The organism is Sphaerisporangium dianthi (genome assembly GCF_042654065.1).
In the GTDB taxonomy this organism is placed as follows: domain Bacteria; phylum Actinomycetota; class Actinomycetes; order Streptosporangiales; family Streptosporangiaceae; genus Sphaerisporangium; species Sphaerisporangium dianthi.
In genome coordinates, this window is sequence record NZ_JBHSFP010000077.1 from 1 (window position 1) to 10,338 (window position 10,338).

A 10,338-nucleotide genomic window follows, 5' to 3' on the forward strand; every position below is an offset into this window, starting at 1 on the left:
TGGCGGGGGTGCTGGCGGGGATCGATCCGGGGTATCCGCTGGTGGGTGTGGTGCATGCGGCGGGGGTGGCCGATAACGGTTTGGTGGGGTCGTTGACGGCTGAGCGGGTGGCGGGGGTGTTGGGTCCCAAGGCTGATGGGGCGTGGCATCTGCATGAGTTGACCCGGGATATGGGGTTGTCGGCGTTCGTGTTGTTCTCTTCGGCGGGTGGTCTGGTGCTGGCCGCCGGACAGGGCAACTACGCGGCCGCGAACCTGTTCCTGGACGGGCTCGCGCAGCTACGGCACTCACAAGGACTGCCGGCCACCGCGCTGGCCTACGGTCTGTGGGCGACCACGACAGGGCTGGTGCAGTCGCTGGTGGAGGAAGAGGTGGAGCGGTTACGCCGCCAAGGCCTCCCGCCGCTGTCGGTGGAGGAAGGGCTGGCGCTGTTCGACGCGGGAGTCGCGTCCGGCAGGGCCGCTGTGGTGCCGCTGCGGGTCGACGCCACGGCGTTGCGGTCCCGGGGCGACCAGGTTCCGGCTCTGCTGCGCGGCATGGTGCGCGGGCCGGTTCGCAAGGCGGCACGTGCGGGAAGTGGCTCTTCGGGCGGCACGGAACTGGCGGCACGGCTGGCCGGCGTCGGAGAGCAGGAGCGTAGGCAGATCCTGCTCGACCTGGTGCGTGGTCACGCCGCGGCCGTCCTCGGCCATGCGTCGAAGGACGCCATCGAACCGGACAGGGCGTTCCAGGAGCTCGGCTTCGACTCGCTCGGCGCCGTCGAGTTGCGCAACGAGCTGAACGCGATGACGGGGATGCGGCTCCCCGCCACATTGATCTTCGACTATCCGACGTCACAGGCCGTGGCGGAGCACATAGCGGCCGAGCTGGCGGGAACGGTGAGCGGAGCGGCCGCGCCCGTCGACGTGCGAGCGGCGTCCGACGGGGAGCCGATCGCGATCGTGAGCATGGCCTGCCGATACCCGGGCGGCGTGCGATCGCCGGAGGACCTGTGGCAGCTCGTCGCACAAGGCAGAGACGGCGTCTCGGAATTCCCGTCGGACCGCGGATGGGACATGGCCGCCTTGTACGACCCCGACGCGGAGAAGCCCGGTAAGTCATACGTGAACATGGGCGGCTTCCTGTACGAAGCGGCACACTTCGACGCCGAGTTCTTCGGGATCAGCCCGAACGAGGCGCTGCTCATGGACCCGCAGCAGCGCCTGTTGCTGGAGTCCGCCTGGGAGGCGTTCGAGCGTGCCGGCATCGACCCGGCCACGTTGAAGGGCAGCCCCACCGGCGTCTTCGCCGGGGTCATGTACCACGACTACGGCGTCGGCACCGAAGCGGCCACCACGAGCGGCGGCAGCCTGGTGTCCGGCCGGGTGTCCTACGTGTTCGGCCTGGAAGGACCGTCCATCACGGTGGACACCGCGTGCTCGTCGTCGCTGGTGGCCCTGCACCTGGCCGTGCGGGCGCTGCGGTCGGGCGAGTGCTCGCTGGCCGTGGCCGGTGGTGTGACGGTGATGTCCACGCCGGACATGTTCATCGAGTTCAGCCGGCAACGTGGGCTGTCGAGGGACGGCCGCTGCAAGTCGTTCTCCCAGTCGGCCGACGGCGCCGGCTGGTCCGAAGGCGTCGGCACCGTGTTGCTGGAGCGGCTCTCCGACGCCCGTCGCAACGGGCACACGGTACTGGCCGTCATCCGCGGCACGGCCGTCAACCAGGACGGCGCCAGCAACGGCTTCACCGCGCCGAACGGTCCTTCGCAGCAGCGGGTGATCCGCCAGGCGCTCGCGGATGCGGGACTGTCGGCGTCAGGAGTCGATGCGGTCGAGGCGCATGGAACCGGGACGACCTTGGGTGACCCGATCGAGGCGCAGGCGTTGCTGGCGACCTATGGACAGGACCGCGACCGTCCGCTGTGGCTGGGGTCGATCAAGTCCAACATCGGCCATGCTCAGGCGGCCGCGGGTGTGGCCGGTGTGATCAAGATGGTGCAGGCGATGCGCCACGGGCAGCTGCCCAAGACGCTGCACGTGGACGAGCCGAGCCGGCAGGTGGACTGGTCGGCGGGCGCGGTGGAGTTGCTGACCGAGGCCCAGGAGTGGCCGCGGAACGGGCACCCGCGGCGGGCCGGGATCTCGTCGTTCGGGATCAGCGGCACCAACGCACACGTGATCATCGAACAGGAGAACACGGCCGAGCCCGCCGCCGAGTCCGAGCCGGTGGAGCCTCCTGCCGTCCCCTGGACGGTGTCCGCCCGGAACGCGCAGGCCCTGGCCGGGCAAGCCCGCCAGCTGTTGACGTACGTGGAGTCGCAGCCGGAGCTGTCTCCCTCCGATGTCGGTTTCTCGCTGGCGACTTCGCGTCGGGCGTTGGAGCATCGCGCGGTTGTGGTGGGTCGGGATCGTGCCGAGTTGGTGCGGGGTCTGGCGGCGGTGGCTGAGGGGAGTACTGGGCCGGCGGTGGTGCGTGGCCGCAGTGGCCAGGGTGCGACGGCGTTGGTGTTCACCGGTCAGGGTGCGCAGCGGCTGGGTATGGGCCGGGAGTTGCACGCGGGTTTCCCGGTGTTCGCTGAGGCGTTCGACGCGGCGGTGGCCGAGCTGGACGAGCACCTGGCCTCGCATGTGGCTCGTCACCTGGCTTCGGCTGGGCTCGTGGACGGCCGGATGGCTGGGCAGGTCGACGACCAGGCGGCCGAGCAGGCGTCGGGTCGGGTGGCTGGGCTGCTGGGTGACCGTCTGAGTGAGGAAGCGGCTGGTTCGCTGCGCGATGTGTTGTGGGGTTCCGACGCTGCGGCGCTCGATCGGACGGTGTTCGCTCAGGCGGGGTTGTTCGCTTTTGAGGTGGCGTTGTTCCGGCTCGTGGAGTCCTGGGGAGTTCGTCCGGACTTCGTCGCGGGGCATTCGATCGGTGAGATCGCCGCGGCGCATGTGGCCGGGGTGTTGTCGCTTGCTGACGCGGCGGCCCTGGTGGCGGCGCGTGGCGTGTTGATGCAGGCTCTGCCGTCGGGTGGGGCGATGGTGGCGATCGGTGCCAGCGAGGAGGAGGTCGCGGCGGCGCTGGAGGCGTTGCAGGCGCGAGCCGAGGGCGCGGGGCCTGCGCTTGTGGGCATAGCGGCGGTGAACGGTCCCGCATCGGTGGTGGTGTCGGGGGATGAGCGGGCGGTGCTGGAGGTCGCCGGGGAGTTCGAGGCGGTGGGGCGTAAGGTGCGGCGGCTTCGGGTGTCGCATGCGTTCCATTCGCCGTTGATGGATCCGATGCTGGCGGAGTTCGGCTCGGTGGTGGAGGGGCTGTCGCTGAACGAGCCGCGTATTCCGGTGGTGTCGGCGTTGACCGGTGAGGTGGCCGAGGGGCTGGACTCGCCGGAGTACTGGGTGCGGCATGTGCGTGAGCCGGTCCGGTTCGCTGATGCGGTGCGGACTCTTGAGGCGAAGGGTGTGACCCGGTTCGTCGAGGTCGGTCCGGACGCGGTGCTGTCGGGCATGGGGCCTGACTGCGTCGCGCAGGACGGTGAGGCGGTGTTCGTGCCGTTGGTGCGTCGGGGCCGGGTGGAGCCGGTGTCGGTGGTTTCGGGTGTGGGGCAGCTGCATGCGGTGGGTGTGGCGGTGGACTGGTCGGCGTTGTTCGCCGGGACCGGCGCCCGCCGGGTGGACCTGCCCACCTACGCCTTCCAGCACAAGCGCTACTGGGTCGACGCCAGAGTCGGTGCGGGAGACGTGGGCGCGGTCGGTCTGGAAATGGCCGAGCATCCGCTGCTGGGCGCGGTGGTCCCCTCGCCGGAGTCGGACGGCGTGATGCTGACCGGGCGTCTCTCCGTCGGCACGCACCCCTGGTTGGGTGATCATGTGGTGAACGGCGTGATCCTCCTGCCGGGAACCGGCCTGGTGGAGCTGGCCATCCGCGCGGGCGACCAGGTCGGGTGCGGCGTGCTGGAGGAGCTCACGCTGCAGTCGCCTCTGCAGATCGGCGAGTCGACGGGCGTGCTGGTGCAGGTCCGCGTGGACGCGGCGGACAACGACGGCCACCGCTCGCTGGCCATCCATTCGCGTGCGGACGACCCCGGGTCTTCATGGACGCTGCACGCCGAAGGGACGGTGGCGCCGAACTCGGCCGCGCCGACCTTCGACCTCGCGGAGTGGCCGCCGCCGGGTACGACCGAGATCGAGGTCGAAGGGGCGTACGACCTGCTGGCTTCCCAAGGTTACGAGTACGGCCCGCTCTTCCAGGGATTGCGGGCCGCATGGCGGCGCGGCGAGGAGATCTTCGCCGAGGTCGTGCTGCCCCAGGAGGGGCAAGCCGACGCCGAGCGGTTCGGGTTGCACCCCGCGCTGTTCGACTCCGTGCTGCACGCCGGCCTGGTCGCCGGGGACGGCGGCCGAGACGGTGAGACCGTCCTGCCGTTCGTGTGGAACGGGGTACGGCTTCACGCCGCCGGGGCCTCGGCGCTTCGGGCGCACATCGTGCCGTCCGGGCGCGACAGCGTGGCGATCCATGCGGCGGACGCGGCCGGCCGGCCCGTGCTGTCGGTGGCGTCATTGGTCTCCCGTGAGGTGTCCGCGGAGCGCCTGGCGGCCGCACGGACGCGGTTCCACGATTCGCTGTTCCAGGTGGAGTGGTCCGCCGTCCAGGCCAGGCCCGCAGGACCGGTCTCGACGGAGAGCTGGCACGCCGTGCCCGCCACCGGGCCGCTCCCCGACGCGGTGGTGCTGGAGTGCGAGGGCGGAAACGACGCCGCGGCGGTGCACGGTGCCACCCATCGCGCCCTTGAAGTGCTGCAGTCATGGCTGGCGGACGAGCGGATCTCCTCTTCGGCGCTGGTGGTGGTCACGAGCGGCGCCGTCGCGCTGCCGGGTGAGGACGTTCGAGACCTGGCAGGCGCGGCCGTCTGGGGACTGGTGCGCGCGGCCCAACTGGAGACCCAGGACCGCATCGTCCTGGCCGATGTGGACGGCCAAGTGGACGTGGCGGCCGTCCTGGCGTTGGGCGAGCCGCAGGTCGTGATCCGTGACGGCGTCGTGCACGCCGCGCGGCTGGCCCGGGTGCCGGTCGAGGCGGACGCCGACCAGGTGGCGGTCCTCGGTTCTGAGGACTCCGTCCTGGTGACGGGTGCGACCGGCATGCTGGGACGCCTGATCTCCCGCCATCTGGCCGGCACGCACGGAGTGAGGCGGCTGGTGCTGGCCGGCCGGCGCGGCTCCGAGGCCGCCGGCATGACGGAACTCCAGGCAGAGCTGGCCGAACTCGGCGCCGCCGTCGAAGTGGTCGCCTGTGACGTCGCCGATCGCGACGCCGTGGCCGGACTGCTGGCGAGCCGGCCGGTGACGGCCGTCGTCCACGTCGCCGGCGTCCTGGACGACGGTGTGATCGGCTCGTTGACGCCTGATCGGATGGACACGGTGCTGCGGCCCAAGGTCGACGCGGCCCTGAACCTGCACGAGCTGACCCAGGGAATGGACCTGTCGGCCTTCATCATGTTCTCCTCGGCCGCGGGCATGTTCGGCAACGCCGGCCAGGGGAACTACTCGGCGGCCAACGCCTTCCTCGACGCCTTGGCGGTCCACCGCCGGGCGAACGGCCTGGCGGCCCAGTCGTTGGGCTGGGGCCTGTGGAACGATGACGCCGGCATGGCCGGCGGGCTCGGCGAGGGCGGCACGCAGCGGATGAACCGTAACGGCGTGCAGCCGCTCTCGGCCGAACAAGGGCTCGCGCTGTTCGACACGGCGCGCACGATCTCCGTCCCGATGCTCATCCCGATGCGGCTCGACCTCGCGACCCTCGCCGCGAGCGGAGCGGAACTGCCGCACCTCTTCCACCGCCTGGTGCGGCCCTCGCGGCGCGTGGTCACGGCCAAGCCGCAGGCGGGGACGTGGGCCGAGCGTCTGGCGGGCCTGCCACGGGAGACGCGATTCGCGACGGTGCTGGAGCTGGTGCGGTCCCAGGCGGCGACGACGCTCGGACATGCGGGACCGGAGGCGATCGAACCCGGCAAGGCGTTCAACGAGCTCGGCTTCGACTCGTTGACCGCCGTCGAGTTCCGCAACGGCCTCAGCGGCGCCACCGGCCTGCGGCTGCCGGCCACGTTGGTGTTCGACTATCCGAGCGCCGAGACCGTGGCCGAGTACCTCACCGGCGAGATGTCAGGTCTGGCGGAGCGGACCGTGGCCGCGCGTCCGACGCTCCCGGCGACCGACGAGCCCATCGTGATCGTCGGCATGGCCTGCCGCTACCCCGGCGGCGTGTCCTCGCCCGAGGACCTGTGGAAGCTGGTTGCCGACGGGGCCGACGCGGTGTCCGGATTCCCGACGGCCCGTGGCTGGGACGTCGAAGGCGTCTACGACCCTGAGCCGGGGAAGCAGGGCAAGACATACGCGCGCGAGGGCGGTTTCCTGCACGAGGCGGGGAAGTTCGACGCGGAGTTCTTCGGGATCAGCCCGAACGAGGCTTTGATCATGGACCCGCAGCAGCGGCTTTTGCTGGAGACCTCGTGGGAGGCGTTCGAGCGGGCGGGTATCGATCCGGCGACGTTGAAGGGCAGTTCGACCGGTGTTTTCGCCGGGATGATGTACCACGACTACGTCACCAGCAGCAGTGCGGGCTCCATCGCGTCGGGCCGGGTGTCGTATGTGTTCGGTCTTGAGGGGCCGGCGGTGACGGTGGACACGGCGTGTTCGTCGTCGTTGGTGGCGATCCATCTGGCGAGTCAGGCGTTGCGGTCGGGTGAGTGTTCGCTGGCGTTGGCCGGTGGGGTGGCGGTGATGGCGACGCCGGAGACGTTCGTGGAGTTCAGCCGTCAGCGTGGGTTGGCGCGTGATGGCCGGTGCAAGTCGTTCGCCGCGTCCGCCGATGGGACGGGCTGGGGCGAGGGCGTCGGAGTGCTGTTGCTGGAGCGGTTGTCGGACGCGCGGCGTAATGGGCATCCGGTGCTGGCGGTGGTGCGTGGGTCGGCGGTGAACCAGGACGGTGCGTCGAACGGGCTCACGGCGCCGAACGGTCCGTCGCAGCAGCGGGTGATCCGTCAGGCGCTCGCGAACGCGGGACTGTCGGCCTCGGACGTGGACGCGGTGGAGGCGCATGGGACCGGGACGACGCTGGGTGATCCGATCGAGGCGCAGGCGTTGCTGGCGACCTATGGGCAGGATCGCGATCGTCCGTTGTGGCTGGGGTCGATCAAGTCGAATATCGGTCATACGCAGGCTGCTGCGGGTGTGGCGAGTGTGATCAAGGTGGTGCAGGCGATGCGCCACGGGGTGATGCCCAAGACGTTGCATGTGAATGAGCCGACGCCGCATGTGGACTGGTCGGCGGGTGATGTGCGGTTGCTGACCGAGGCGCGGGAGTGGCCGCAGAACGGGCATCCGCGGCGGGCGGGGGTGTCGTCGTTCGGTATCAGCGGCACCAACGCGCACGTGATCGTCGAGCAGGTCCCCGAAGCGGAGGTCACCCAGGAGGCCGGCCGGCACTCCGGGCTGTCGGGTGGCGACACCGCCGCCGGGCCCGAGGGCGTGTCCGCGGAGGCCGAGATCCAGGTCGCTGCTGGAGCGGGCACCGCTTCCAGGGCCGGAGCGGGCGCTGCTACCGGGACCGGAGTGAGTGATGCTGCCCGGACCCGAGTGGGCGATGCGGCAGGGGCAGGAGCCGAGACCACTGCCGGAGCGGGTGAAGGTCCTGGACTCGACGATGCTGCCGGAGACTCGGGCTCCCCGGTGGTCTCGTGGGTGCTGTCGGCCCGGTCGGTGGCGGCGTTGCGTGCGCAGGCTGAGCGGTTGTCGGTGTTCGTGGAGTCGAAGCCGGAGCTCGGTCTGTCTGATGTGGGTTTCTCGCTGGCGACTTCGCGTGCGGCGTTGGAGCATCGTGCGGTCGTGGTGGGCCGGGATCGCGATGAGTTGGTGCGGGGCCTGGCCGCGGTTGCTGAGGGAAGTGCCGGCGCTGCGGTGGTGCGTGGCCGCAGCGGCCAGGGCGCGACGGCGTTGATGTTCACCGGTCAGGGTGCGCAGCGGCTGGGTATGGGCCGGGAGTTGCACGCGGGTTTCCCGGTGTTCGCCGAGGCGTTCGACGCGGCGGTGGCCGAGCTGGACAAGCACCTGGCCCCGCAGCTGGACGGGCTCGTGGGCGACAGGGCGGACGAGCAAAAGGGCGGCCGTCTGACCGGTGAAGCGGCTGGTTCGCTGCGGGATGTGCTGTGGGGTTCCGATGCTGCGGTGCTGGATCGGACGGTGTTCGCTCAGGCGGGGTTGTTCGCTTTTGAGGTGGCGTTGTTCCGGTTGGTGGAGTCCTGGGGAGTTCGTCCGGACTTCGTCGCCGGTCATTCGATCGGTGAGATCGCCGCGGCGCATGTGGCGGGGGTGTTGTCGCTGGCGGATGCGGCGGCCCTGGTGGCGGCGCGTGGCACGTTGATGCAGGCCCTGCCATCGGGTGGGGCGATGGTGGCGATCGGCGCCGGCGAGGAGGAGGTCGCGGCGGCGCTGGAGGCGTTGCAGGCGCGGTCCGGGGGTGCGGCGGGGTCTGCGCTTGTGGGTATCGCGGCGGTGAACGGTCCCGCGTCGGTGGTGGTGTCGGGGGATGAGCTGGCGGTGTTGGAGGTCGCTGGGGAGTTTGAGGCGTCCGGGCGTAAGGTGCGGCGGCTTCGGGTGTCGCATGCGTTTCATTCGCCGTTGATGGATCCGATGCTGGCGGAGTTCGGCTCGGTGGTGGAGGGGCTGTCGTTCAGCGCGCCGCGTGTTCCGGTGGTGTCGGCGTTGACCGGTGAGGTGGCCGAGGGTTTGGACTTGCCGGGGTATTGGGTGCGGCATGTGCGTGAGCCGGTCCGGTTCGCCGACGCGGTGCGGACTCTTGAGGCGAAGGGTGTGTCGCGGTTCGTCGAGGTGGGCCCGGATGCGGTTTTGTCGGGGATGGGGCCTGACTGTGTCGCCCAGGACGGCGAGGCGGTGTTCGTCCCGTTGGTGCGCCGCGGCCGGATGGAGCCGGTGTCGTTGGTTTCGGGTGTGGGGCAGTTGCATGCGGTGGGTGTGGGGGTGGACTGGTCGGCGTTGTTCGCCGGGACCGGTGCCCGCCGGGTGGACCTGCCCACCTACGCCTTCCAGCGCCAGGACTACTGGCTGACCGATCTTGGTGAGAAGGCGGATGCGGCCGCCATCGGGGTCGGGGCGATCGATCACCCGATCCTCGGAGCGGTCGTGCCCATGCCGGACTCCGGCGGCGTCGTGCTCACGGGACGGCTGTCGGTGTCCACCCATCCGTGGCTGGCCGACCATGTCGTGAACGGCGTCACCCTGCTGCCGGGCACCGGGTTCGTGGAGCTCGCCGTGCGGGCGGCGGACGAGGTGGCCTGCGGTGTGGTGGAGGAGCTCACCCTCGGGACGCCGCTGGTGCTGCCGGAGCGGGGCGCGGTCGCCGTCCAGGTCGTGGTGGGTGCGCTGGACGAGTCGGGCCGCCGCTCGGTGCGCATCTACTCCCGCGCGGAGGATGGCGCGTCCACCGACGCGCCATGGACGCTCCACGCCGATGGCGTGCTCGCGGCCGAGGTCAGGGCGCCGTCCCTGGACCTGGCTGAATGGCCACCGGTCGGGGCCACGGAGCTGGAGGTCGACGGCACCTACGACCTGATGCGCAGCAGGGGGTACGGATACGGGCCCACTTTCCAGGGGCTTCGTGCTGCGTGGCGGCGTGGGGGTGAGGTGTTCGCGGAGGTGGCGTTGCCGGAGGGTGTGTGGGGTGATGCTGGGGGGTTTGGTGTGCATCCGGCGTTGTTGGATGCGGTGTTGCATGCGTTGAGTTTTGCGGGTGCGGGGGAGTCGGGGGTTGAGGAGACGGTGTTGCCGTTCTCGTGGGGTGGTGTGGTGTTGTTCGCGGCGGGTGCGTCGCGGGTGCGGGTGCGGTTGTCGGTGGGTGCGGGTGGTGATGTGTCGTTGGTGGTGGCTGATGGTGGGGGTGCGCCGGTGGTGTCGGTGGACTCGTTGGTGTTGCGTCCGGTGGCGGCGGGTCGGTTGACGCCGGCGGCTTCGGGGTCGGGCGGGACGCTGTTCGCGGTGGGATGGTCGCCGATCTCCTCAAGCGATGGCGGTATGGATTGGGCGCGGTGGGAGGACCTTCCTGCCTCCGGTGCGGTGCCTCCTGTCGTGGTTCTGTCATGTGAGACACCCGATGACGACACCCCGACCGCGGTCCGATCGACGCTCGATCGGGTGTTGGTGGTGGTGCGGGAGTGGTTGGCGGGTGAGCGGTTCGCTGGTTCGCGGTTGGTGGTGGTGACGCGGGGTGGTGTGGTCGCCGGGGTTGGTGACCTGGTGGATGTGGTGCAGGTTCCGGTGTGGGGGTTGGTGCGTGCGGCGGAGGCGGAGAATCCGGGTCGGTTCG

At 70.5% G+C, this 10,338-nt stretch carries 1 protein-coding gene; it reads left to right on the top strand.

Translation table 11 applies throughout. The annotated features are described in order from the left end of the window. A partial coding sequence (locus ACFO60_RS40415; RefSeq protein WP_380852727.1) for an SDR family NAD(P)-dependent oxidoreductase occupies positions 1-10,338 on the top strand: 10,338 nt, incomplete at both ends.